Origin of the sequence: Aureliella helgolandensis (assembly GCF_007752135.1) — a bacterium.
Taxonomy (GTDB): Bacteria; Planctomycetota; Planctomycetia; order Pirellulales; family Pirellulaceae; genus Aureliella; species Aureliella helgolandensis.
This window is the reverse complement of record NZ_CP036298.1, coordinates 2,407,097-2,431,019: the sequence shown is the minus strand read 5'-3', so window position 1 is coordinate 2,431,019 and position 23,923 is coordinate 2,407,097. Positions and strand designations below refer to the sequence as shown.

Sequence of the window (23,923 nt, the reverse complement as noted above, 5' to 3'; positions counted from 1 at the left end):
TTTTGACTAAGCGTTGCCTAAGACTCAACGCTCGACTCTAGCAGTTTACTCAATCTTGCCTTTGCATATGCCCAGTTTGCATAAGCTTCGGTCGGAGTCACACCGACCAGCTCCGCTGCTTCTGCAATCGAAACACCAGCAAAGAAACGCAAACGAATCATTTCCGCAGCTTGGGGATCGGAGCCTGCGAGCTTCTCAAGAGCATCGCTGACGTCGATTATCAATGTAGGATTTGGACCGACACTTGAAAACGCATCCTGGTGGACGCTTTGCAAGGTATGTTTGCGATACTCTCCGCCTCGCTTCTTGCCAAGCTTCCGTCGAGCATGATCAACCAATATTCGCCGCATCGACTCAGCGGCGGCCGAAAGAAAGTGAGAGCGACCATCCCACTTCTGCGGATTAGGGTGATCGACCAAGCGGACGTACGCTTCATTGATAAGTGCGGTGGTTTGCAAGGTATGGTCCGAACGTTCCTTCCGCATAAGCCGGTCGGCCATTAATCGCAGTTCATTGTGCACGGTAACAAAGAGCGCGTCTGAGGCATATTGCTTGCCCTGAACCAGATCATTAAGAATTTCTGTTACGTCACTCATACTAATAAAGACTCCTGCATTTAGGGAATCCTTGTATCAAATCAAGCGACAGCCTGCAAGTTTCTCTGGCGTCTAAACACAAGGTACACTCCACTAGCGAGAACCGACAAAGCACCGGTTGGTTCTGGAACTGCAGTTGCACTATACAAACTCAAATGCGGTATGAAAACATTTGGATCGGTTGGTTGAAACAGTTGGAACCCCATTTCCGTTTCCAAGTCGAAGCCATAGATCCCTCGTTTTCCATCATTCCTTTCGCCCCAATAGAGAATCGAATCTTGAAGTACCAGATCGTCAACTGAAGACAGAGAATCGGTGTCTCCAAAATTGCCATTCAGGGAATAGAATTCCTGGAGGTCCAAAATACTGCTTGCGTTACTACCATCGGAATCAGCCTTATATATTGCATCGGTGCCACGATCGATCACAAACAGATTCTCTTCGGTGACCACGACACCGACAGGAATATGCGTTTCTCCACCTAAATCTGTTTTGAAGTCAATCAGCGTATTGACGCTCGATGTTGCAAGATCGAATTCGAGAACTGCATCAACGTTGTTGTCCAGCCAAACAACGCGATTGCGGAGTGAGTCCACCACTAAATCGAGCGGCGATTCGGTACCGGCAACCAGCGTCGTTGCGTTGCTTCCGTCGAGATCCGCGCGACGTATAGAATTAGATCGATCATCGGACCAATAGATCTCAGCGGTTTCCGGCGCGACGTGAAGAAACCTCAATTGCCCTTGTGTTTCACCGTTGAAAAGATAGCTAAATTCTGCCCTTTGATCAGAACCATCCGCGTTTGCCGAATAGATCTGGAAGTCAGAGTTGTCGCCCCAGTAGATTCGCTCGCCCGGGCCACCTTGCCCAATACCATTTATATTTGCAACGTTCGAATTCGTTACTAATGTTCCCCCCTCAGATCCATCCAAGTTGACAAGTCGAATCTCATCCTGGAATGCCACGCTGGAAACAAACATCAACTGTATTTCGGCATGTGCTGTACTAGCGACAAACCAGGCACAGGCGATTGCAAGCGGTACAGTCAAATAGGTCGTTTTCATCTGGTTGCTCTTTCAAAAGGTCTTCCGTCGTAACAATGTTTTCAGTGCCTAATAAATCCATTTACTGAAGCTTCGGTACCAGCAAGATGCACTGTGCTGCGATGTTGGTGTCGTCGTACGAAACGAAGCCAATTATCTCTGGCGTATCCTTTGTGGGCTCACTTGGACTCAATACATTCCGTTCGTTGAGATCTTTCAGAGAGAATTCTGCATTTGACCAATCTATTGCGTTCGTTGAGGAACGATCGATCAAGCTTTCAATACTGACTGAACGCCCCGTTGCACCATCGACTAGAAGATTTTTCCCTTGTGTGGAACTATCGGCGATGAAGTCCAGATTGTCATTCAATCCGCGTGGCTCGAATTGCGTTTCGATATTGGTAAGCTGGTCCGCCGCGACATAAACACCGTAGCTGTTGGTCGTGGTAGAAGAACGCCGCCTTCTTAGCGTTTTCGAGATGTACAGGGTTCCAACGACATCTCCGAAGCTATTAACATTTTGATGGTTGGAGAATATTCCGTACGAATAGGTCGTCGAGGAATTGGCATGAACATCGCGCCCTAATTGAAACTCTCCGACTCCCGGACTACTCAGATTAATTCGCGTGGGCGCATAGTATCCAGTTTCATCATACTGGCGCCCCACTAGCAACAGATCTCCGTTCAACTGTCGGTCCGATAAGGCAGCGTTGTTCATATTTGCAACCACGGCACCAGTGAGTTGCCAAGTCCAAGTGTCTGAATCAAAGGCAACGGGCCAAGTATCGAAGCGAATGCCCCCCTCAGGCTTGCGACAACCAATCACAATTGCAGCATCGTTGTTGTTGTTAAGAGTATACGAAAGGGACTGCGAACCAATTTCTGGAGGGTAGATTTCGGGGAACAGCTTTCGTGGATCAGGCAGTTCGTAGAATTGATAGTCGGCCGTATCGACGATTCCAGGGATGGTATCGTTGGCTGGATCGTACCGGCTAATCAATGGGTCCGCGACGTAGCTCACGTTCAGAAACCCAGCGTCACTTAGTTTGCCGGTCGCAACCAGTTCGTAACCGGCTGGTGCACCTTGGATTAAGTCCTTGAGATTTAGGAACTTAGTCGCATCAATTGTCGGATCGTAGATTCCACGCTCGAAAGCCCCGGATGTACCGGGATAGGTAATGCTCACTTTTCCCTGGTTGTTCAGTTGCGGATTGTAGCTGCGATGAAAACCCGATCCATCGACTGGCGGTTCGAGCGCAATTGCATCAAACTTGACGGACTGGGCAGGCGGACTAGTTCCGCGTCTTCGAGCAGCGAGTGTCGGTGAACTTGCCGAGAGTGCAAAAACGACCAGCAAAGCGAAGGCGATGCCTTCATTTTTAAGTGAGATATTCATTTCTCAGATTCTCCCCAACCTATGATCGAATGGTGCTTTCGAAAATTGGCTACATACGCAGCCTAGGAGCAGCAGGAACAAGCCTCACCGCTAGAGAGACATGCGCAAACAGGCGTGAGGATTTGAGAAATATTCTGTTTTTTTTCGAAGCCGACGCTCTGCTCGCCTTTCACCATGAGGTGGCACGCCGTCGAACCCGCTGCTAAAGAATATCGCCACTTAATTGAAACCGCTATTTTGCCTGCAAATCGGTTGCTCATTGGGCAAAATGACGCGTTCTGCATAAGGCGGAAGTGGTTGGACTAGTGCTAGATTCCTGATTTGCAATTTAGGAACTAGCCAACCAATCCATCAGACTGGAATTGCCCACCGAGTTTCCTGTGGCAGGCTGTCTATTGTCGCTTCGAGTCGAGAATTGGCGGTGATTCGCAAGCGCCCAGCAGTGGTAGGACGGAGAATTCGGCGGGGACGAGAGGAGTGGGCGGGGCTAGCTGTTTAGGTTGGCTTTCAGTTGTCCTCGCCTCGTGTTTGTTTCCTACAAGCGATCCAATGGGTAGCTCCGTCGGGACAAGCCCCACAGGAAGGCCGTTTGGCCGAGTGCGGGGCACTCACTGGTAGTCACCAGTTGTGCACTCCGATCCGTGGCAAGCCCGGCAGAAGTTGAGGATGGACGATGCTACCTGGACATGCTCAAGTCTGACGCGATCGCTACCGTCCGGCGTGCCCAGGCGGAGTAACAACTGTCGGCTATGTGGGACCATCACTAGGGAATCCGCATATCCCTAGGACCATCACTCAACGAAAAAACCCTGGAAAAAACCAGGGTCATGATGGTCACTGAGGGCTGCAGATTGCCTAGCGAAGTACACCCAAGAGGATTCGAACCTCTAACCTTCGGTTCCGTAGACCGCTGCGCGTCAATTCATGAATCGAGCGCTGCATGAATTATCGGCATTGTGAGAGAGGCGAGCGGATTGCAAACCCAACAAATCATTAGGGTTTGTAGCTCAAGCGTCAGCTACGAGCATCCGCTAAGGCGACGGATAATTAGACCGTTGCGCATCACGATCAATGGTGCTGAAAACCATGGGGTGATCCGTTCTTACTCCCCTGGGATTCGGAAGGGAAATCACTAACAAGTAAGTCTCAATTGAATTGTCGGCGAACGGTAGAAATCACGGGGAACGGGCTAACGACTTGCAAGCTGACGAGAAAACGGACCACCCGTTCTCCCGTGCATTTCATGGTTCTGCCTGCGATTCGGGTCCTAGTGGATTGGAGTCAGTCGGGACGTCATCCGCCCACCTCGGGTCACCGCGTTCATGAAGTATAGGCTCATCCGACACGGCGTTTACATACGTCGCGACGAGTTTGTCATAGTCCGCACGAGTCTCGTATGTTGGATGAAATTTGGAACGCAACGCACGCAACTCGGTCAGCACACGGTCGTCGTTGCCATTTTCCAATTCCACGATTGTGTTTTGAATCAAATCCTTCGTGGCGGCTCCGTACCAGATGTTCGAGTTGAGCCTGTCAAGCGAGCCGACGATCCACGCAACGCCGAATGCCATCGCAATGGCTGCGAGGCCAAGAGCGATGCGTATCTCCTTTCGGGATTGGAATTCGGATGCAAGCCAAGCGAGAGGCAGCACAACCACGAGAGTGAGGATCAGTCCGAGCATGGGAGCGAATTCGCTGCTTGGCGGTTGAGGAACAGCTTCAGTGGCAGAACGGCGGCCATAACCCAGTCGCCGAATTTGATGTTGATGTAATTAAACGCGCGACCGGCGACTTGGGTTCATGGCTTGGTTCTGCCATCTTTGAATTCACTATAGGCCCAAGAGTCAAAGACTTCGTGCGCTCCACGGAAATCCGTATACAGTTCGATAAATTCGGGAAATGTCGTTGCGAGTGGAATGGTTTCGTCAGTTTCTAGTACCCGCCAAGCCGTCGCGCCATTTGGTTTGATGAATACCGCGTCACCGTTCATTGAGTGGTATAGTAGCGTAGCCTCTTTCCAGTCTCCCAACGAGCTTTCTTCAGCATAACCGAATTCCTCGGCGGTTGGCCAATGGTCGTACGCAAATTGTCCGGCCATCTCGATTTCTTCGCCCGAGCCCGCAAATCGTTCTAAAAACTCAGACATCGTTGATCGCAATGATTCGTCAAAGAACTCGATGCGTTTCAGGACGACTTTCCTAGCAGGCGGCTGCGCGATGTAGATTGCATCGTACTGAGGCATATTCGATTTCGCATCCACATACTGCCTAACGCATCTCACATGCCCACGCCTGGATGCGAAAGCAACCTGAACCGGTATAAATTCTGCCATGCGTTCGACGAGAGACGAAAGTTTAGGATCGGCGGATTTCAGCCGCTCGCCAACAAGGCGGTTCGCTGTCGGAACATCGACGTCCAGCAAAGAAGAAGTCCACGGATCGATCTCTTCGCGATCAGCCGGAACGTTTGATGGTGCGTACATCGATTTGGGTGGCCATTGATCGCAGCCCAACATGAGAACCGCTATCAGCGAGAGTGTCCATCGATTCATCATCAGCTTCATAGGCAGAACGGTACGCGTAACCGGGCACGCGCGAAAGATTTTCCATTGCCAAAAGGCTCACTCGCGTGCTCCGGTTCACGCGATGGTTCTGCCTTCAGGTGACATCAAGTCCGACCGAACAGCAAATCCGCCGTTTGCGATCGTGTTCGTGGGTTAGTATTAGCGTCCATGAAACGGATGAATCGAAAACATAAATGTCTTCGGGTAGCTGTGGAAGACATTTTAGCAGAGTGTCGGGGTGGAAGCGAGCAACGGACAAGGCAGCGTAAGGCCACAATGGCGAGCCGATGACGCGATCACGGGAATGATCATCGGCGAAAACGAATACCTGATCAAACCGCACAATCGTGTCGGTGAAGCGTTTGAACGTGACACGTTTTGGCTGACGCAGGCAATCCCAGATGTACCCCTCATAGCGCTTGCCGTCGGAGAAAGTGCGTTCTGCTCGAATGTACTTGGCGTAGTGATCGCATTTTGTATCAACGAACGCATCGACGTATGCCTGACGCAGTAGTGCCGATTCATCCGTTGCGAGAATCTCCGGTTCTAGGTCCATGCGAGTTGCAGACAGCTTAATGGCAGAACGGTTACAATCACGAAGTCCCGGCGAGTGACTGTTTGTGTGTATAGGTGACCAACCACCGGGACTTTCGGCGAGTAGTTTGGAATCTCTCAAGTTTAGGTCGAGGTTTGTGTTCGCTGTTTCCACGAGTTTCCTCCACGTGGTGCCACAATATTACGACCGTGCTTAATTGATGATCCGCACCCTCTCAGAACCGGACGTGCGCAGTTAACGCATCCGGCTCCCAGCTATCACTTGTCTACCGATTCATTGTAGCAGCTAGTTGACGTCCACGGGCAATCAAATCCGTTAACCGTCGAGGTTCCGCCAGTGGATTGCGAGCCAAGTACTGTGCAAACGTTTTACGACTGATGCGGCCTTTCTGACTGCGTCGGCAGATCCAGCGGTAGGCGAATCGCTTGGCCGCTTGGCGGTACTTTACCAGGTACGGCCAATTGTCATTGATCCCGTAGTATTGGTAATGACCGCAGAGCTTGCGGTTGAGCGTCCGCCAGACCTCGGTGATCGGCTGAGTCAGATTGTGGCGTAGCCAGTCTTTGAGCGCTAGGTACTTAGCCCGTAGTTTCTTGGTGGCGGTTTTCCTCTTGAGTTTGAATTTGCCCGAGCGACTGTGGCCGCAGTAATGAGTGAAGCCGAGAAAGTCGAAGACCCCAGGTCGCCCACCGTTGCCGTAGCGCTTACTGTCGCGCTCGGCGAAGCGGCCAAACCTGATCAATTGCGACTTGTCCTCAGCTAACTCTAACGAGAATCGAGCCAAACGTTTCTTGAGCACCTCTAGGAATCGGCGTGCATCGTCCTCACGCTCAAACCAGCAGATAAAATCATCAGCATATCGCACAATGTGCGATTCGCCGCTGAGACGTGGTTGCACATCGCGGACGAACCATTGGTCCAATACGTAATGTAGATACACGTTAGCCAGTAAGGGACTGAGAACTGAGCCTTGCGCGACTCCGTCGTCTGTGTCATGACGCCGGTTGTCGATCATCACACCCGCCTTGAGAAAGCGTTGGATTAGCCACAACATGCGAGGATCGGAGACACGCTGCTGAACTAACTCGATGAGTTGCTCATGACAGACGTTGTCGAAGAACCCTTTAATGTCCGCGTCAGAAATCCAGTTCACTTTCTTAGTGGCGATGTCTGTGCCAAGCACACTCAATGCATCGTGGCACGACTTGCCCGGACGGAATCCGAACGAGAAGGCATAGAAATCCTTCTCGTATATCCGTTCCAGGATCATCACGACGGCTCGTTGGACGAGTTTGTCTTCCACGCATGCGATACCCAGCGGTCGCGTTTTGCCATTCCCTTTCGGGATCTCTCTACGCAGACTTGGGTGGGGACGATAGCTTTGACGGTGAAGCCGGGTTGCGAGATCCTCAAGATTGCTCTCCAGGTTGGCCTCGTATTGCTCCCATGTCTGACCATCGACTCCCGGTGCTTTGCCTCGTTCGAGTTTGTGGAACGCGTGTCGAAGTAAGGTCACGTCGAGCATCGAGAAAAGGTTGTTAAATGCCTCTTCAGGATGGCGTTCCGCTCGTTCGGAGATGCGAATCAGTCGACTTATCACATCGGTTCCCGCTCTGAGTTGGGGATGTGTTCGACTGGGATCGCGTGATAGCTTAGCCGCCTTCCCTCCACTGGCATTACCCAGCTTCGTTTCACGCACTCGGTCTGTGCGCTGCTGTGGTACTATTCGGCTATCCGACTTCCCAGCGTCATTTGCAAGCCTCTCCTCTTCGGATTGGGGATGCATACTCGCAGCGGCGTGATTGGTCTTCACGTCAAACAAGAACAGTTGGGATCTCACTGGTTGCTTTGATGACATAATGTGAAACGCGAATGGGCGTTCGACCCCGGGTCTCCAAACAACGCTCGCCATGACGCGGTGTTCGGTATTGCCTTCCAGTATGCACACACCTTGGGCAGAATCCGACAGTTACAATAATTTCGGGGCTCAGTACCATTCAGGGCTGGATAGCTAGTCCATACCTTTCATCCTCGCTTCCTTTCTGTGTACGCTTCAACTTGCCTGTTACCAGACAACCTGCAACACTCGATACTGGGCTCGTGGCTAGCGGCTACCCAGGTGGGAGTTACACCCACTTGTCGTCAACTCATTTCCAGTACGCACGTGCATTGTTTTGTTCTGCTAAGTGCCATTCGACTTGATCTGAATCGAAGACGTCGACACGGTTTTCCCTTCGATCTCTCTAGTTGCGACTTTAGTCAGCTTTCCAGCTCCAAACGGAGTTGCCCCGGCATCCTGAACTGTCGTCGTTACGCAGTATAGCCCGTTATCTTTATTGAAGAATGACTCAACAGGCTCGCCATCGGCTTTAACATCAAAGAGCAGTTTGAGCCCCTCAAACTCTAGGTGCGTTGATGGCAGCTCTTTCCCGATTCCGTCGTTATGCTTCATGGTGGCCGATGCTAATTCGATTGTACCTTCCGATTCTCGGACTTTGAGAACAAATTCTGTGTGCTGGTGATTTGCAGCGGTCGCGAAATCGAACACCAACCTTACTCTTGAAAAACCCGATTCACTATCATCTGCGAGTCGATGAAGTTTCAAGGTCCCTTGCGATTTCCGAGCTGTACCTCTCTCGTCGACACTAGTCGAGTATTCGTAAACAACACTTGTGCCCACTTGTGGAAGCTTAGCAATAAAGCTTTCCGCACGCGCCAAATCCGCAAATACAGCGAGAGACAAGATTCCAATCAGCAAATGGCTACGCATCAGTTCAATCCTTTCAACAGCAGAACGTCACCGATCACGGCGTCGGCGAGGTTGATTTGGTGGTAAATCTGGTTAACTGTCGCCGACTGCCGTGCATCGGATTGTTCTCGGGCCTGGATCGCTAGGGCCAGGAGTTTCGGTCCGACCGTGGTCATTATAGCAAACGTGATTTAGGATCGATCAGGACTGCCTGGAAATGCATGCATCTGCCTGGCGATCCTGGCGTGCTGCCGAGCGAGATCCCCTGACCGAGTAAACCCGCGTCGAGTTTGATCCTCCATTGTTTTCATCCGGTTGGACTACCGCGAAGCGAGTGCATTCATGCGATTCCCAATGTTGCATCCACTGCCCAACCACCTAATCGTCCGCCTGGCTAGTATGTCCGTCTGGCAATGCAACTTAACGATTAGACTTCGTTCCTCTCGGTGACTACTCGGCAACCGAAATAGACTCAACCGCCGAGCATCTCATTGCATCCGAGAACGTTTGAAATCACCGAGTTCCGGCGGACGAGTAATTGTGTAAAGTAGACTGGCCACCGGAACTTCGGTGCATTTCTTGGTTCCCCTGGATTTCGTTGTGTGTGGTGCCCGACCTGCCATCGTAGACAGTAAGCGGCACCTCAAGAGCGTTCTCCAATGCAGCAAGATCGAAGTTGCTGGGAAGCCCAAAAGCATTGCATTTCTTGTGATCTTTATATGTGTACCATATCCGCAGACGGATTGCATCATCTGCGAACACCACTATCCGAGCGGCACTGATACTTGATTTCTCAATCCGTACGGCAGTTTCTCCGTGCTGGATAAGCAAGCAGTCCTCGAAGACAGAAATGCGCTCTGGAATCGCGCGATAAACCCAGGACATTGCGAAGAACAGGACAAAAAGGCCAGGGATCTGTACGGTCAGCCACCAAAGATTCGCAAGCGGCATTAACGGGAAGGCGAGTCGAAAGATTATTACTATTAGAACGCAGCAGACGGTTCCAGCAGCGAGGATTCTTACCATGCTCTGCAAATTGAAAAGTCGCCGCCATTCACGTTTGGACTTTCCGCAATGAGCCCAATATGGTGTCCACCAACGAATCAGTGGCTTCGATAGTAAGAAGCGTTTCGCCAAGATGATCTCTAGAAGGGGAACGCTGGCAATCACGGGGCCGCGACCGTGAAAGCTAGCCAAAGGAAAAGGCGTTATCGCGGCTCCCGTGCATTGCGTTGTTACCCGCCGGCATTAGCTTCCGTCGGAAGAGAGAACAAGATGGGAGCTACGTGCAAATCGATCGAGGCAATCCTTGATCTTGGAATGATGCGCAGATTACCGCGGATTGCTTGCGGGGCTGGATTTGCTGTTGAAGCATCGTTGTATTCAATCATCACAAAATCATCACCAACCGAAACGATCTTTGCATAGATGGCTTGCTGTCGAGGCAGTACGAGCACCTTGCCTATCGCAGCCTGATCCAATTTCCTATCAGACGCAAATCCCTCAAGCTTTCGCTTGAGCCCAAAGTTCTCGCGGGCAGCATGTTCGGCGTTGACTCCGATCTTCTCCAGCTTGGTGTGATTCAAAACGCTTTGGTAATCACTATCGGTATAAATAAATAACCGGACATCGGAACTTCGGTCATGTTCGACGACACCAACGTGCTGACCAGACGCGAGCCACCCAAGAAACGTCTTGGGTGGCCTCGCACTCCCAGCTGCCGATTCGGAAACCCCCTGTGCAAAAGCGTTAAGCGGGAAGGCAAGGATTGCGACCGCAAAAATCAGGCGCGTCATTTGTTCTCCCGTAACGGGCTCAGTCGGGTAACGGTTAAATTCACCTGTTTGTGATGGGTAGACATTGTACCGCAAAGTGGTCATGGGACACAAATCAGGTGCAATTTTTGGTTGCACTATTGCGGAATGGCCGGAGGACTCTTTATATCTTGGAAATTGCTTTCCATGGCAGAGCCATTCGGTGTCGTGGGTGGGGCGTTGAGTCCAAGCTGGGATAGGTGGGGACGGACCGTCAGACAACTCTGCTTTGCTTGCAATGTGAATTCTGGCTTCTTTCTCATCGATTCCCCACTTCAACTGTGCAAAACACTGGCTTTGGCGGAGGGCGAGCACAGCGAAAATAGCCTTCCACCACCAACTTGGCTCCACAGTGACGACACACCGAAGCGTCCTCACGTCCCAGCGCGACGCAGATCTCTTGCCAGGCAATCGCTGGAGCAGGATGCTTGGGCAAGGCGGTTTGCCCGACTGCGACGCGGGCTATGTTGAGTTGCTCGCGTTGGCCGCCAGCGTACAGGCCGTAGCCACGCACTGTTTTCATACTCTTCGGCGGAACGTGGTTCAACAGCCGCGTGAAGAACTCATCGATGGGCAAGCGGACCTCCCCGCCTCCGGCCTCTTGACTCCCTGGACGACAGCGGAACCGCAGGCTGTGCGGGGTGAGGCTGATAAAGCGGCTAGGAGCAATGGGGCCGCCTTTGAGGTAGCGAGCCAAGTAGTTGAGCACCCCCGCGCCATGGTCGTAGCGATCAAGAATCTTGACATTCCAGACTTTTCGTCCGAGCATGTTCAGTAAGCTTCGCACCTGAGCCGTGGAGTGATCCGGTGGCAATTCAAGCTTGCCTCGGTCCAGGGCCGCCAGCAGCTCTGAGCGAAGCTTTCCTCGAAAGATAATCATCAATACCTTACGTGGCAGCAAGCACTGCCTGAGGGAGTTCTTCCATTTACCACTGGAGTCCAGCCCACCAGCGGTCACTAGAACATGCAGATGGACGTGGGCTGCTAGGGTTTGACTCCAGGTATGGAGCGCGGCTAACATGCCGGGAGTGGCACCGAGATATTTGGGGTCCGCCAAGAGCTTCTTCAAGGCTCCGGTTGCAGCGGCGAACAGGGCGTCTGCAAACAACTTTCGGTTGTACCGCCAGAGTACGTTGAGCTGGTGGGGAGTGGTGAACACCACGTGATAGTGCGGCACTTTCAACAGTCGTTCTGCCCATCCGGCAAGCCACTGTTCACGAGCTAACAAGGCACACTGTGGGCAATTGCGATGTCGGCAGGAATTGAACTGCTGCTCGCACTGGTGTCCACTTGGGCAGCTGAGATAGTGTCCACCGAGCTTGTAGGTGCGACAATCGGTAATAGAGTAAGCAGCCCGCCACATGTCTTTAGAAAGGCGGTGTGTGGCAGCGTATTGTTCAAAGGACTGAAGGAAGATGAGCTGAAGTGAAATACCCAATTTGCACCTCCAAATTACGCCAAAAACTCCCCTGAAAGGCTAGTGCAACGGTTAAATTCACCTGTTTGTGATGGGTAGACATTGTACCGCAAAGTGGTCATGGGACACAAATCAGGTGCAATTTTTGGTTGCACTATTGCGGAATGGCCGGAGGACTCTTTATATCTTGGAAATTGCTTTCCATGGCAGAGCCATTCGGTGTCGTGGGTGGGGCGTTGAGTCCAAGCTGGGATAGGTGGGGACGGACCGTCAGACAACTCTGCTTTGCTTGCAATGTGAATTCTGGCTTCTTTCTCATCGATTCCCCACTTCAACTGTGCAAAACACTGGCTTTGGCGGAGGGCGAGCACAGCGAAAATAGCCTTCCACCACCAACTTGGCTCCACAGTGACGACACACCGAAGCGTCCTCACGTCCCAGCGCGACGCAGATCTCTTGCCAGGCAATCGCTGGAGCAGGATGCTTGGGCAAGGCGGTTTGCCCGACTGCGACGCGGGCTATGTTGAGTTGCTCGCGTTGGCCGCCAGCGTACAGGCCGTAGCCACGCACTGTTTTCATACTCTTCGGCGGAACGTGGTTCAACAGCCGCGTGAAGAACTCATCGATGGGCAAGCGGACCTCCCCGCCTCCGGCCTCTTGACTCCCTGGACGACAGCGGAACCGCAGGCTGTGCGGGGTGAGGCTGATAAAGCGGCTAGGAGCAATGGGGCCGCCTTTGAGGTAGCGAGCCAAGTAGTTGAGCACCCCCGCGCCATGGTCGTAGCGATCAAGAATCTTGACATTCCAGACTTTTCGTCCGAGCATGTTCAGTAAGCTTCGCACCTGAGCCGTGGAGTGATCCGGTGGCAATTCAAGCTTGCCTCGGTCCAGGGCCGCCAGCAGCTCTGAGCGAAGCTTTCCTCGAAAGATAATCATCAATACCTTACGTGGCAGCAAGCACTGCCTGAGGGAGTTCTTCCATTTACCACTGGAGTCCAGCCCACCAGCGGTCACTAGAACATGCAGATGGACGTGGGCTGCTAGGGTTTGACTCCAGGTATGGAGCGCGGCTAACATGCCGGGAGTGGCACCGAGATATTTGGGGTCCGCCAAGAGCTTCTTCAAGGCTCCGGTTGCAGCGGCGAACAGGGCGTCTGCAAACAACTTTCGGTTGTACCGCCAGAGTACGTTGAGCTGGTGGGGAGTGGTGAACACCACGTGATAGTGCGGCACTTTCAACAGTCGTTCTGCCCATCCGGCAAGCCACTGTTCACGAGCTAACAAGGCACACTGTGGGCAATTGCGATGTCGGCAGGAATTGAACTGCTGCTCGCACTGGTGTCCACTTGGGCAGCTGAGATAGTGTCCACCGAGCTTGTAGGTGCGACAATCGGTAATAGAGTAAGCAGCCCGCCACATGTCTTTAGAAAGGCGGTGTGTGGCAGCGTATTGTTCAAAGGACTGAAGGAAGATGAGCTGAAGTGAAATACCCAATTTGCACCTCCAAATTACGCCAAAAACTCCCCTGAAAGGCTAGTGCAACTTGTTATTATCATTGGTCAATGAGAATAATGCGACTTTCATAGGTATTATCCCAGGGCGAAGTACGCAATTATCCTTAAACTGCTCCCAATTATCCACATCCTCGAACACAATTCCATCTGATTGCGGCAGCCGGATTCAGGAATCTTCAAATTGATCTTCCATCGGGTGGTGAGTAAATTCTGCATCCCCGGCATCTCCAACTGAGGATCTTCGCTCACCTGGACTGTTGGATTTGCAGACCCATTCGCATGTGCTACTGGAAAGAGTGGAGACGTCCCATGCCCCGCCGTCAAATGCTCATCCGGTTGGGCGCCCAAGGCGAAGTTTTGCGTTTCCGTTTATGAATTGATGTGTAGATAGTTTGGCGGGTCCCTTTGGGGAATTCGACGGGGGACCCCATAGGGAACAACCGCGCTGATGTGCACACTTTCTTTCTCTGCGCTGTGAGGCTAATTGCATCTCGATCGCAACGGGAAGACCTATTGATAGGGATACCGGCGATTGAGTGCATCGCGACGAGATTTGCATCCACATGGCTTTCCATAGAATCGGTGGTGCAGACGCTTGAAAACGTTGCCCCCAATGTAGCTGAACAATCGCTCGATCGTGTCACCGATGCCAACGTCTGATCGCGACTTGGCCAGCGCGAGCAACCGAGTCCAGGCGGGTGCATTAATCGCGGGTGGGCGTGGGCCCAAGGATCCAGCAACGCATCGAAACTTGGCGGAGCAGCTGGGGCATTTTACGTCGATAGCCGAAATCCCACGTAAACGAAATGGCCACCCGCACTCGCAGCGACACTCGAAATGGTTGTCTAGCATGGTGTCCATTCAAACGCAAACGGTCCCGTTCCAACGTAGCTTGTATAAAACGCTAGCTTGACTCCCAACGTGTGGCCGTCGCATTGCCGATAGGTGCATCCAGCTGGATCCAATGCATTGGGTGGAGCGCTGCCAGATACCGTTACTGCGTCTAGCGTGTATTCAATGCTGCAGTACACGCCGAAAACGCTTTCCTCTGCCACAGCTCGCACAAGCCACTTTTCATAGATCGAGCAGTCTCGATCTGCCTCCCCGGTTTTGCTGTAGGATTGCTCGCGCGTAAATTCAACGATGCCAAGGTCCTGCCCATCTGGATCCGTGCAAACGCTGATTGCTCCGACTGGACCGGAGACGGTATCGGTTCCACCGCCGGACCATCCGCCACAGCTCGTGGAATAGATATCGGTGCCGCTCGCAAACTCGATCGATCCGCAACAGTCGCAGCCGCCACACTTGGCTAGATGCCGAGGTCCTGTAGTTGTCCTCGCCAAATGTCCACCGATAGTTTGCAAGTGCCCCATCAACATTGGAAGCCCGGCACGCCAGTGTAGCGGATAGAAATGCATTACGAACAATCCTCAGCTGTATCGATGTTGGTCCAGTTGGTGCCGTCGTCCTTGGTGTATTCCAGGTCGGGATCGTCCCAACGTACTTGGGTGACGTATGGGCCAATCGCATAGTAGTTTGCACCTGACTTGATGCAAATTCCACGTTGCCCAATTGCGAGCCCATCGAATAGGCCAAGAGTCCCGCCCACAACTGCGCCTGTTTCAATTTCTTCTGAATCGGAAATGGAGCGAATTGTAGCTGTGCCGTAGCCACTGCTCATGGCAGCGGTGAGTGTGAATAGGTAGTGCGTGTCGCCACCACCGCCAGCAGCTCCCAGCAGGACGGGCAAAAGCTTTTCGACCGTGGTGCTCGGGGCTGCGAGCAGCTGCACAGAGCCCGAGCCAGGTGCTAGGCGCTTGTTGGCTGCTTCCGGAGCCGCGGTGAGATCGGATGTCGATGCAGCTGGGCCCACCAGTGCATAAGCCAACCCGTAGATCCAAGCACGGCCGCAGCGTTTGTTGGTGGCATCGTGTGCGATAGGCTCGGTCACAATTGCTGCTGGCTTATCGGGATCGGCAGCCTTTCCGGAGAAGATCAAATCGACAGAACCATTTGTCTCGAGTGCAAACAACGGATCATCGAGGGAGATGCATTGAAAAGCCTGCAGGTCCGCTCCGGTGTCGTTTTGCACCAACACCGTGGGAACGTAGAATCCAGCCCGTGGCGGTGGACGGTGCCCCACGCCACCGTTGATCGCATCTGCGATGTTGTTCCAATCCGTCGCGGGGATGGAGCGATCACCCGGCTTGCGTTTTGAAATTTGGGGCACTAGATAATCCCAAAACTTGAGAAAGCTGTCCGGCCGTAGATGCGTTCAACATAGGCCGCCAGGGGACGGCGAATCTTTTTCTTGGCAGTGGCGTCCGCTTCCTCTTCGTAGGCCACCCGCAGATAATCGTGGCCACCTTTGGCGACGCCTGTAATGTCGGCGATCGTCAGCCCGGTAACATCCGCAGAGGCTGCGTAGGAGTAGCTAATCGTGGTCGGTACGTTGGGGATTATTTCACCACTCGCACCCAAGAACAGCAGCTCGCCCGCTCCGTACGTGTCCCAGGTCGCGGAGTTAGTCATACCAACCAGCCCGGCCAATGCTTTTACATACGCGTTGTTGATCACGTTGCTGGGCCACTTGTAGCTGTAGCTCAGTTTGAGTGCGGGGACCGTTTTATCGACTCCCTCGGGATCACCATCCTTGATGCCAATCAAACTGCGGAAGTTGGGAGCAGTGCGACCAGGTCGCACGAACGATGCGGTATCGAGGGAAGTGAAAACGCGAACGGTACCGCCAGTGCTGTCGAACGATCTGCGGAGGGTCGATTCTGGCAAGCGAGCCGAGTAGTCGACGTTGACGATCAGCCGCAGGTTTTCCTCTTCTTCGCGCCAAGTGAACTTGGTTCGATCGAGTCCGTCAAACGTCGCAGGCGTTTCCGAGACCACGGCAGCACGCACAGCGGCCATGGAATCCGCTGCACCTTTTTTCAAGTCGAAAACTAACGTGGCAGAGGCTTCGTCGGCTCCTTCGGAACCGCTCATTCCTGCAATCTCTCGGACTAGGATGGCCATGGTTTATTCTGGGTTAGAGCTTTTCGGCGATGGTGCCAAACTTGGTGGACAACTCGCCCAAGAACTTTTTTTGATCTTCTAGCTGACGAGCCTTGGACGACATTTCCAGCCAGTAAGCATTGGCTATTTTCTTCTGTTCCTCAATGGAATTCGTCTGGCTTAGCACTTCTTCCCGCAAGGCTGCGTTGTCAGTTTCTGCCTTGGCGATGCGTCTGCGTAACTGCATCACTTCTTCACTGCGAGTGCCTAGGGTTTTAGTCAATTCTTTGATTTCACGTTCTAGTTTCTGCCGTTCATCGAAGTGACTTGCGATCGCATCGCTATGGGCATTGCGACACCTGGCGAGTTTGTTAAAAGTGTCTTGCTGCCAAACGCACGCACCGATCCCGAATCCAATGACAACGAGCAATGCTGCGATAATGCAAATGACCATAGGTGTCCGACTCCATTAAGTGAAAAGGGCTCCGCCCCGGTTGTTTTGGATCAGCTGCACAATCTTCTTTGTATTCTTGGCGGTCTGCTCTGCAGGTCGCGTGTCGAAACCGAGTGCCTGAGCTGCAGCGGCCGCCGAGAACGTCCCGGAGCTGGTGATCTTGGCGAGCTGTCCACCACCGACGCCAGCTTGCCTGCGCAGAGCTGCATTGGTTGGGCCGTTCCCTTGCGTACCCGCTTGGGCTTGCTTCTGTGAATCTGCAATCGCTTTCTCCAGATCATTGCGGGCCTTGGCAGCGACGTTCTCAATTGTTGGAGCTCCGGCGCCAGCGTAGGCCGTTGCAGCTTGCCTTTCAAGATTGGCAATTTCAGCCCGCAATTGTGCTTGCCGTGCTTGATTGCGGTTGTTGACGCCTTGCTCCGATTGAACACGTCCGGTTACGCGGCGATTCAGGTCACTGTCGATTCGGGCTTGACCTTCTCGCTGCGAGCGTCCGATCGCAGCTCGCTCTTTGTCGCTAGCTGCTTTGCGAGCGGCGGTTCTGGCTGCAAAATCACTGGTGTATTTGTCAGCCAAGTTCGAGTGCATTTTGCTCCCAGTCATCCATGCATCAATCCGTGCTGCAGTTGAGGCAAAGGATGTCCACAGCTGATCAAGTCGATCAATAATCGATGTGAAGACGTCAGTAATGATGAACACCGATGCGCGAATTGCTGTGGCAAGTGCATTCCAAGTACTTCGCAACCCGTAGATAGTGAAATCCCAAATGGTACCGATGCCCGTCATGGCACCAGCCCAGACGTTGGTAATCGCTCCCCAACCGTGGGCAACTGCCAACTTGAGTTTAGTCATAGCGATCGCACCAGCCAGATCCCACCGCCCGGCCAGGATCGATTGACCAATTGATGCGAATGCCCCAGTGATGTAGGTGCGTACGTTGTCCACGCCAGGAATCCACGCCTGAAAGAATCCTAATGCAGCATCAATGGCCCCACCCAGCTCGGCCACGCCCTGCCAGGCTGCAGCCACAAACCCTAGCCATGCGATACCCGCAGCGTTGCCCAGGTTCCCTCCCTGCAATTCGGCCACAATTGCACCGAACGTTTCACTGAAGATCTCCCACACGTGGCCTATCCCGTCTATGAGTGGGCGGAAGTACTCGGCCACCGAGGAGAATGCTGCAGCGAGTTGGGAACGAAACTGGTAGGCTGCGATGCCAAGGCCAATGAGCACGGCAACAGCCAGGCCAAGTGGCGAGAAGACGAAGCCAATAATCGACGCTAGAAAACTGATCGCCGTTGCCAGACCGCCAACGGCGAACGAGGCTGCCAGGAACGAAAAGCCAACGGTGGTCAGCACGATACCAACTGCAGCAATGCCGCCTGCTATCAACCCGATCGTTTTGAAAAGCGTTTGATTGCCATCGATAAACGCTGCAATCACACGCATCGACGTGGCACCGAACGCCAGCACCGATTGTGTGGGACCTTTGAACGCTTCCCCCAGTGCAACGTGAATCGCTTCGAACGCAGAGGTGAAGCCAAGCCAACGGCCCATGACCGAGTCTTGCATCTTGGAAGCCATCGAATCTGCCGCTCCGGTCGCGTTGTACAACTTGCCAGTCAGCTCTTCGAGAGCTGAAGCATTGTCCGAAAGAATGATCGCAGATTTTGAGTGCAATCCAAACAGCTCCTCGAACGTCTGCAGTTTCTTGAGCTGAGTCATTCTGGAAGTGGCTTTTTGCAAGTCTCCCATCAGCGCCGTGAGTGGGCGAATATTCCCGGCAGAGTCCGCCAGAGATACTCCCATGGAACGCAGCATGGCCAATGCGTCGGGCTGCACCAATCGCTTGAAAATGCCTTGCACTCCCGTTCCCGCGATGGATGCCTTGAGTCCAGAGTTGCCAAGTACTCCGAGGGCGGCCGAAACGTCTTCAACGGTTTGACCAGCTGCTTTGCCCTGAGCTGCAGCATAGGTAAAAGCCTCGCCCATTTGCTCGATCGACGTGTTCGAGCTGGTCGCAGTTTTAGCCATCACATCGGCAACCCGTCCGGTATCCTCGGCAGTCAGTCCGAACGCCGTCGTGGCGTCGGAGACGATATCCGCGGCACGTCCAAGATCGAGCATCCCGGCAGCCGCCACATTCAGCACTGGACCAATACCAGCGAGAACTTGTTGGGTGTTGAATCCAGCCATCCCGAGGAAAACCATTCCCTCGGCAGCCTGCGTGGCACTGAACTGCGTTGTGGCTCCCAGGCGTTTTGCCTCGGCACGGAGTTTCGCTAGTTCGTCCGTGGTGCCATTGGTAATTGCCGAGACGCGAGCCATGGCAGCATCGAACCCGCCAAACACCTGCATGACGCGGACCAGTGGACCGCCTGCAGCTGCTCCGAGTGCCAGGCCTGCAGTCGCGAAGCTACGTCCGAACTTGGCGAAGTTGCGTTCGGTTTTCTTGAGCCCGGCCGAAACTTGATCTCTCAAGCGAATTAGTACGTGAGCTCTACCCGCCTCGATGTCTTTGGCTGCCATGGTCGGTTCCTAAAATGCGGAGGCACTCCACACTCGATCGACAGTCCCTGCGGCGATCTCTTTGTCGAGTGCTGGGCCCATGAACGGGTGAGGCTTGTAGCGAGCAGTGACCGATCGCTGGTGAGGGGCTTGGGAATAGTTGCCGGTGTACCAAACGGAATTGTCAAAGGAGTATTTGGGAACTCGTGCCGTGCCACCTTTGGTCAACAGCTCAGGAATTGTTTTGGCGGCGCTCCCCTGGGGTTTATTGCCGTTGAGTGCTAATGGTCCGATCAAGACGGACGCATCGTCGGCACCGAGTCCAAACTGGATATTCCGCAGCGTCGCCACGGAATCACGCGAGTGAACGTGAGGCGGTCGTCCGCTCGCTGCGGAACTGCGCCCGGAGCGTCCCCGCGTGAATCGACCATTCTGCTTATTGCGGCCGGGCTCTTGAATCCGAGTGCGTCTGCCACGCCGGAGAATGTCAGTCCGTGCCCGTTGACGGACATAGGCCCCCATGCGTCCCAACCTGCGGACGTTCTCACGGCCAATCTGTTCAATCACCGTTTGCCGGTCGAAGAATCGATCTTTGATTTGCGAGGTGACTGTCAACATGGCTAGTTCTTCCGCTTTCGTCGTTTGTGCTCGCGCCTCAGGGCCGCAACGTCGAAGCTACCTGCAGTGCTCTTTCGCTCGCGGAATGGATTGTCGCGGAAGTTGACCGTCTGCCAGGCTGAAAGCATCAGGATGGACATATCCCAATCGTGGGCCTGACGCCCCCGTGCTGCGGCCAGCAACGCTCGCAGCGACAGCGGTCGCCAATCGAGCCCAGTTATCCCGGCGAGCTGCCAGACGAGCTCCCAGCGGTCTTGGGGGCCTGCAGTGTCGCGAGGGCTCGATCGAGTTCCTTGTCGAGGTCGGCGTCGGCTCGATCGAGCCCCGCCTGCAGGATCTTGCCCACCTTCTCCCCGCTCGCCTTGGCCACGCTGACCTGCATTCCGGCTTCCATCGCCTGCCAGGTTCGATCGGCGACGATGGCGAGATCTTCGCGGCCGGCTCGGCGGAAAAAATCGCTGAGTCCTCGTCGTAGTGCATCACTGGCATCGACAAACGTCGTCGGTCCCGACAGCAGCAGGTCAGCGAAATCGGTGTAGGCAATGCCAGCCTCTTCCCACTGAGGCCTAGCCAGCTCCCCCAGGACCTCGGTTCTACGGACGAGGTCGCTTCCAAAGATCACTTCGACACTCTTTGGATCCAGAATGTCGATGGCCATTTCTTGCTTTAGTCGCAGTGCGTCGGACAGTGCGATCGCAGTCGACCAGCTTTGGCCGCTTCCGTCATTCCACTTCAGGGGCTGAGATGTGTCCGCTGTCATCTTCAAGTTCCGGGGTTAGAGTTTGGACCAGGTCGACGAGCGACTTTGGCAGCTCGATGGTTTCAGGTGCTTCGTCGGGTTCGAGCTGAGCAGCTCGGCGATAATTCTTGGCGGCAATCCATACAGCACGCTCACTCCCAGAGCGACGTCTACCAGTGCGTAACCGTGCGGCGGCGATTCGCAACCGGCGGACGGCGATGGGAGTGAGGTACTGCATGGCTTGCTTTATGCTTCGGGGTCGTCGGCCGCATCGTCGGTTGCAGCCTCGGCAGCTGGCGTTGCAGCCGCCTTGGGCGTCTCAGGAATGTCGGCGATTGGTTCACTAGTAGCGGGGTTCGTCTCAGGAATGACCGGAGCGACGGTCGGTACCGGGTTGGCGTTCGCACTACCCGCTAAATGAGCAATCCGCTGAGCAACGGCAGCACTGACGTTCAGTTTCATACCGGGAGCTGAATCGCGATGGCAATCGGCATTGCGTTGAATCACGGTGTCAACGCTGCTTTCCTTGTTGAGTTGGCCAGTAGCTGCTGCAGCCAATACTTGTGCCACGCGGACGATCGAAAACTTGTTCATCTAACTTCCCTTGGATTCTGATCAAAAGACAATGCCGCAAACTGGACGATTACGGCTCGGTGGTTTCGTAGGCGTCGATTTCGACCAGGTCACCCGCTCCGTCGTACTCTTCGACCTCGACCAGTTCGACGTCGTAGGTGACAGAGTCCTCATCATCCTCTTTGCGGTCGAACTTGCTGACCTGGACATAGCCCCGCACGCCTACGGCATCCCCCGTGACGGCCGCATCCATGAAGCACACGTCAAGGATCGTTTCGTTGTCGAGCGAATCCTCCAGGGTCGTGATCACGGTGTCGGCCGCAGCCGCAGCGGATCCAGCTCGAGCGGGGACGTAAGTGAACGAGAATCCGAATTCTCGGTAGCCAGTGACCTTCTTTTTGTTCTTGGCACCGCGGTACATGCGATCGCTGGTCCCACGTCCCTTGGGACGCGCAACGTTGCTGATGCGCTTCATCTCAACCCACGTAGGTGTGGCGAGCGTACCGCCAATGTTCACATACGCCTTGCACGTTCTGCCTGTAGTCATGGTTCCATCCTTGGAGCTATTCGTTTTCGGTGCGGAATTCCAAACGAATCACACTGGTAAAAATCTGGTTATCGAGCAGCATGTCCGGTCGGTAAATCGGAGTGTTCTGCATTCGGAGGTAATTTGCCCCAGCGATCGCCCTGTCGCGCAGTGCACCATCGGGCCGGAACAGTTGCTTGATGGCATCGACCTTTTGCTCTTGCTCGTCGGACCAGGGGATGTTGTTGGCCGGATCCGGATTGGATTCGGTTGGTTCTGGCAATGCGATCTGGTACCCGAGATCCACCTGCAGGTCGAGCAGGTCAATCCCACGCTTGGCATTGGTGTCCTCGCCAATGCCGACGATGATGTATTTTCCCTCGCGAACTTCACCCGGAGTGAAGTACGCGATCTTGCGCCGTTCGATCACGATCGACAGCTCGGCGGCGATCGCACTTTGCAATGCGATTGTCAGCTCTTGGATCGGGGTGGGCATCAGTCAATCACCGTGTGAGTTCTACGCCAGGTCTGCAGGCCATCGGACCAACGCCAACAATTACGACTCCCATCACCAGACTGGACCCGGTAAACCGTGCCGTCGATTTTGGTGATTGCGTGACCGAGTTCCGGCTCAATGGGTGTCCCAGCCGGATTGACCAACGTGGCAGGATCGATCAACACGTCCCACTGTTTCGACACGAGCGAGAAGTTGTCGCTCATGTCTACTTGATCCTCGCCAGGGCGAGTAAACACCACCTTCAATTCAGCGATCAAAAATCCGGTAGCCTTGTAGGTCACCAGCACGCCCCGCGTTTTCAGCAGAGTCCGCCAAAGGAGCTTCTGCAAAGTCAGCGCGGGGGCGTTGGGCATGGTGGATGCAGTTCCTACTTAGGAAGCGGCGACGGCCGTTGTGTATGTGGAACAAGCCGAGGTGGTCACGATCGGCACCCCTTCATACTCCGTGGGCAATGGTGCGGGAGCTCCGGTGGCGTTGGTCGCGGTCCGGCTCTGCATCAGTTGTTTGCGGGCTCGCTTGTTCATCACGATGTGCGTGGGCGGCGCTTCCTCGGGGAATAATTCCATCAGGTTGGCCAGCAAATCGTCGGTCAGCGTGTTGGCCGAAGCCCCGTCGGCCAGATTGAGGTTGACCAGGCGGGCAACGCTCTTGGCCCCGCCAACCTGCAGGCCAAGCCATCCGTCGATCTCTTGGAACAGGGCTGGGAATTGCTTCCCATCACCATCGGAGACCAATTGCCGTTCCCAGGGCTCGATGGCAATGTTGCCACTATTACCCAGGATCACGGCACAGTTTGCGAAATCGCTCGTCGCTCGAATCATCCACACGTCGCCAAACACACCGGTGCTAGTACCACCAGCGGTGAGCACCATGTCGTCATCGATCTTGTTCAGACCAACGTTGTCCGCCAACCCCAGAAACCCACCGGCATCTTGGGCGGTACCGTAGAAGATCTGCCGTTCGGCAGCCTTCATCGCAGCTCGCAAGTGCATCATGGCTTCCATGGCCATCACGAAGGCTTCACCCTTGGGATTGCTCTTGGCAATCATAGCATCGAGGTGGAACGTGGCATCCAAGATCTTGAGCGTTTCGGTCACCCACACGCGTCCGGTCTTGCTGTGATCGCGCCCCGCGTTGGGAGCACGAAAGCCAACCGTGGGAGCGGTCACGTGCTTCAAGTACTTGTGGTCAGTACCGTGGCTCGCAGTCTGTGCGGGCAGGATCCGCAGCACGGGAGCATCCAGGAAAATATCCGTTGCTCCATAGTCCTCCACGCTGACATCGTTTAGTAACGCGATGTCGGCGAGCGTCATTAGTGAATCGGCCATCCTAGCCCC

Annotated in this window: 26 protein-coding genes; all 26 read right to left on the bottom strand. The window is 54.1% G+C overall.

Features of this window, described 5'->3' with window-relative positions:
* Positions 1-17: 17 nt before the first annotated feature.
* On the bottom strand, positions 18-596 hold the full coding sequence (locus Q31a_RS08680) for an ECF-type sigma factor (RefSeq protein WP_145076650.1): 579 nt from the start codon (positions 594-596) through the stop codon (positions 18-20).
* Positions 597-637: 41 nt separating this feature from the next.
* Complete coding sequence (locus tag Q31a_RS08675) at positions 638-1,660, bottom strand: hypothetical protein (protein ID WP_145076648.1); 1,023 nt, start codon at positions 1,658-1,660, stop codon at positions 638-640.
* 61 nt (positions 1,661-1,721) lie between these two features.
* On the bottom strand, positions 1,722-3,035 hold the full coding sequence (locus Q31a_RS08670) for a hypothetical protein (RefSeq protein WP_145076646.1): 1,314 nt from the start codon (positions 3,033-3,035) through the stop codon (positions 1,722-1,724).
* Positions 3,036-4,276: 1,241 nt separating this feature from the next.
* Entirely contained in the window at positions 4,277-4,717 is a 441-nt protein-coding gene (locus Q31a_RS08665) for a hypothetical protein (protein WP_145076644.1), read from the bottom strand.
* Positions 4,718-4,833: 116 nt separating this feature from the next.
* A complete protein-coding gene (locus Q31a_RS08660) occupies positions 4,834-5,589 on the bottom strand; it encodes a hypothetical protein (protein ID WP_145076641.1) in 756 nt (251 codons plus the stop codon).
* Between the two features lie 103 nt (positions 5,590-5,692).
* A complete protein-coding gene (locus Q31a_RS08655; RefSeq protein WP_145076639.1) occupies positions 5,693-6,154 on the bottom strand; it encodes a hypothetical protein in 462 nt (153 codons plus the stop codon).
* Between the two features lie 265 nt (positions 6,155-6,419).
* A complete protein-coding gene (ltrA, locus tag Q31a_RS08650; RefSeq protein WP_197355412.1) occupies positions 6,420-7,994 on the bottom strand; it encodes a group II intron reverse transcriptase/maturase in 1,575 nt (524 codons plus the stop codon).
* A 342-nt stretch (positions 7,995-8,336) separates the two neighbouring features.
* Positions 8,337-8,924, bottom strand: coding sequence for a hypothetical protein (locus tag Q31a_RS08645; protein ID WP_145076635.1), 588 nt, complete (start codon positions 8,922-8,924; stop codon positions 8,337-8,339).
* Positions 8,925-10,138: 1,214 nt separating this feature from the next.
* Complete coding sequence (locus tag Q31a_RS08640; RefSeq protein ID WP_047813072.1) at positions 10,139-10,699, bottom strand: hypothetical protein; 561 nt, start codon at positions 10,697-10,699, stop codon at positions 10,139-10,141.
* Between the two features lie 116 nt (positions 10,700-10,815).
* Complete coding sequence (locus Q31a_RS30080; protein ID WP_197356485.1) at positions 10,816-10,980, bottom strand: hypothetical protein; 165 nt, start codon at positions 10,978-10,980, stop codon at positions 10,816-10,818.
* A complete protein-coding gene (locus Q31a_RS08635) occupies positions 10,977-12,155 on the bottom strand; it encodes an IS91 family transposase (RefSeq protein ID WP_145076633.1) in 1,179 nt (392 codons plus the stop codon). Before Q31a_RS08635 ends, Q31a_RS30080 begins: the two co-directional genes overlap by 4 nt.
* Before the next feature lie 133 nt (positions 12,156-12,288).
* Positions 12,289-12,453, bottom strand: a complete 165-nt coding sequence (locus tag Q31a_RS30075) for a hypothetical protein (protein WP_197356485.1) — start codon at positions 12,451-12,453, stop codon at positions 12,289-12,291.
* Positions 12,450-13,628, bottom strand: coding sequence for an IS91 family transposase (locus tag Q31a_RS08630; RefSeq protein WP_145076633.1), 1,179 nt, complete (start codon positions 13,626-13,628; stop codon positions 12,450-12,452). The genes Q31a_RS30075 and Q31a_RS08630 overlap by 4 nt, the downstream gene beginning before the upstream one ends.
* An 865-nt stretch (positions 13,629-14,493) precedes the next feature.
* Positions 14,494-15,066 (bottom strand): hypothetical protein, encoded by a 573-nt coding sequence (locus Q31a_RS08625; protein ID WP_145076631.1) that lies wholly within the window; start codon positions 15,064-15,066, stop codon positions 14,494-14,496.
* Complete coding sequence (locus Q31a_RS08620; RefSeq protein WP_145076629.1) at positions 15,066-15,878, bottom strand: hypothetical protein; 813 nt, start codon at positions 15,876-15,878, stop codon at positions 15,066-15,068. Before Q31a_RS08620 ends, Q31a_RS08625 begins: the two co-directional genes overlap by 1 nt.
* The gene (locus Q31a_RS08615) at positions 15,878-16,672 is read right to left on the bottom strand and encodes a hypothetical protein (RefSeq protein WP_145076627.1); all 795 of its coding nucleotides are present in this window, start codon (positions 16,670-16,672) and stop codon (positions 15,878-15,880) included. The genes Q31a_RS08620 and Q31a_RS08615 overlap by 1 nt, the downstream gene beginning before the upstream one ends.
* Before the next feature lie 13 nt (positions 16,673-16,685).
* Positions 16,686-17,105, bottom strand: coding sequence for a hypothetical protein (locus Q31a_RS08610; protein ID WP_145076625.1), 420 nt, complete (start codon positions 17,103-17,105; stop codon positions 16,686-16,688).
* A 15-nt stretch (positions 17,106-17,120) separates the two neighbouring features.
* Positions 17,121-19,634 carry a phage tail tape measure protein gene (locus tag Q31a_RS08605; RefSeq protein WP_145076623.1) on the bottom strand — a complete coding sequence of 838 codons (2,514 nt, stop codon included), beginning with the start codon at positions 19,632-19,634 and terminating at the stop codon, positions 17,121-17,123.
* Positions 19,635-19,643: 9 nt separating this feature from the next.
* On the bottom strand, positions 19,644-20,231 hold the full coding sequence (locus Q31a_RS08600; RefSeq protein WP_145076621.1) for a hypothetical protein: 588 nt from the start codon (positions 20,229-20,231) through the stop codon (positions 19,644-19,646).
* A gap of 217 nt (positions 20,232-20,448) precedes the next feature.
* Positions 20,449-20,991, bottom strand: coding sequence for a hypothetical protein (locus tag Q31a_RS08595; protein ID WP_145076619.1), 543 nt, complete (start codon positions 20,989-20,991; stop codon positions 20,449-20,451).
* Entirely contained in the window at positions 20,954-21,208 is a 255-nt protein-coding gene (locus Q31a_RS08590; protein ID WP_145076617.1) for a hypothetical protein, read from the bottom strand. The genes Q31a_RS08595 and Q31a_RS08590 overlap by 38 nt, the downstream gene beginning before the upstream one ends.
* Before the next feature lie 8 nt (positions 21,209-21,216).
* Positions 21,217-21,564, bottom strand: a complete 348-nt coding sequence (locus Q31a_RS08585; protein WP_145076615.1) for a hypothetical protein — start codon at positions 21,562-21,564, stop codon at positions 21,217-21,219.
* Positions 21,565-21,613: 49 nt separating this feature from the next.
* Complete coding sequence (locus Q31a_RS08580; RefSeq protein WP_145076613.1) at positions 21,614-22,090, bottom strand: hypothetical protein; 477 nt, start codon at positions 22,088-22,090, stop codon at positions 21,614-21,616.
* Positions 22,091-22,106: 16 nt separating this feature from the next.
* Positions 22,107-22,565, bottom strand: a complete 459-nt coding sequence (locus tag Q31a_RS08575; protein WP_145076611.1) for a hypothetical protein — start codon at positions 22,563-22,565, stop codon at positions 22,107-22,109.
* Positions 22,565-22,939 carry a hypothetical protein gene (locus Q31a_RS08570; RefSeq protein WP_145076609.1) on the bottom strand — a complete coding sequence of 125 codons (375 nt, stop codon included), beginning with the start codon at positions 22,937-22,939 and terminating at the stop codon, positions 22,565-22,567. The genes Q31a_RS08575 and Q31a_RS08570 overlap by 1 nt, the downstream gene beginning before the upstream one ends.
* An 18-nt stretch (positions 22,940-22,957) precedes the next feature.
* Positions 22,958-23,914 (bottom strand): major capsid protein, encoded by a 957-nt coding sequence (locus Q31a_RS08565; protein ID WP_145076607.1) that lies wholly within the window; start codon positions 23,912-23,914, stop codon positions 22,958-22,960.
* Between the last annotated feature and the right edge of the window lie 9 nt (positions 23,915-23,923).

What these genes read in the sequence shown, in the direction of transcription:
- Q31a_RS08680 (WP_145076650.1), bottom strand. Translation starts at nt 596, where the DNA reads ATGAGTGACGTAACAGAAATTCTTAATGATCTGGTTCAGGGCAAGCAA.
- Q31a_RS08675 (WP_145076648.1), bottom strand. Translation starts at nt 1,660, where the DNA reads ATGAAAACGACCTATTTGACTGTACCGCTTGCAATCGCCTGTGCCTGG.
- Q31a_RS08670 (WP_145076646.1), bottom strand. Translation starts at nt 3,035, where the DNA reads ATGAATATCTCACTTAAAAATGAAGGCATCGCCTTCGCTTTGCTGGTC.
- Q31a_RS08665 (WP_145076644.1), bottom strand. Translation starts at nt 4,717, where the DNA reads ATGCTCGGACTGATCCTCACTCTCGTGGTTGTGCTGCCTCTCGCTTGG.
- Q31a_RS08660 (WP_145076641.1), bottom strand. Translation starts at nt 5,589, where the DNA reads ATGATGAATCGATGGACACTCTCGCTGATAGCGGTTCTCATGTTGGGC.
- Q31a_RS08655 (WP_145076639.1), bottom strand. Translation starts at nt 6,154, where the DNA reads ATGGACCTAGAACCGGAGATTCTCGCAACGGATGAATCGGCACTACTG.
- Q31a_RS08645 (WP_145076635.1), bottom strand. Translation starts at nt 8,924, where the DNA reads ATGCGTAGCCATTTGCTGATTGGAATCTTGTCTCTCGCTGTATTTGCG.
- Q31a_RS08640 (WP_047813072.1), bottom strand. Translation starts at nt 10,699, where the DNA reads ATGACGCGCCTGATTTTTGCGGTCGCAATCCTTGCCTTCCCGCTTAAC.
- Q31a_RS30080 (WP_197356485.1), bottom strand. Translation starts at nt 10,980, where the DNA reads ATGAGAAAGAAGCCAGAATTCACATTGCAAGCAAAGCAGAGTTGTCTG.
- Q31a_RS30075 (WP_197356485.1), bottom strand. Translation starts at nt 12,453, where the DNA reads ATGAGAAAGAAGCCAGAATTCACATTGCAAGCAAAGCAGAGTTGTCTG.
- Q31a_RS08625 (WP_145076631.1), bottom strand. Translation starts at nt 15,066, where the DNA reads ATGCATTTCTATCCGCTACACTGGCGTGCCGGGCTTCCAATGTTGATG.
- Q31a_RS08615 (WP_145076627.1), bottom strand. Translation starts at nt 16,672, where the DNA reads ATGGCCATCCTAGTCCGAGAGATTGCAGGAATGAGCGGTTCCGAAGGA.
- Q31a_RS08610 (WP_145076625.1), bottom strand. Translation starts at nt 17,105, where the DNA reads ATGGTCATTTGCATTATCGCAGCATTGCTCGTTGTCATTGGATTCGGG.
- Q31a_RS08605 (WP_145076623.1), bottom strand. Translation starts at nt 19,634, where the DNA reads ATGGCAGCCAAAGACATCGAGGCGGGTAGAGCTCACGTACTAATTCGC.
- Q31a_RS08600 (WP_145076621.1), bottom strand. Translation starts at nt 20,231, where the DNA reads ATGTTGACAGTCACCTCGCAAATCAAAGATCGATTCTTCGACCGGCAA.
- Q31a_RS08595 (WP_145076619.1), bottom strand. Translation starts at nt 20,991, where the DNA reads ATGACAGCGGACACATCTCAGCCCCTGAAGTGGAATGACGGAAGCGGC.
- Q31a_RS08590 (WP_145076617.1), bottom strand. Translation starts at nt 21,208, where the DNA reads ATGCAGTACCTCACTCCCATCGCCGTCCGCCGGTTGCGAATCGCCGCC.
- Q31a_RS08585 (WP_145076615.1), bottom strand. Translation starts at nt 21,564, where the DNA reads ATGAACAAGTTTTCGATCGTCCGCGTGGCACAAGTATTGGCTGCAGCA.
- Q31a_RS08580 (WP_145076613.1), bottom strand. Translation starts at nt 22,090, where the DNA reads ATGACTACAGGCAGAACGTGCAAGGCGTATGTGAACATTGGCGGTACG.
- Q31a_RS08575 (WP_145076611.1), bottom strand. Translation starts at nt 22,565, where the DNA reads ATGCCCACCCCGATCCAAGAGCTGACAATCGCATTGCAAAGTGCGATC.
- Q31a_RS08570 (WP_145076609.1), bottom strand. Translation starts at nt 22,939, where the DNA reads ATGCCCAACGCCCCCGCGCTGACTTTGCAGAAGCTCCTTTGGCGGACT.
- Q31a_RS08565 (WP_145076607.1), bottom strand. Translation starts at nt 23,914, where the DNA reads ATGGCCGATTCACTAATGACGCTCGCCGACATCGCGTTACTAAACGAT.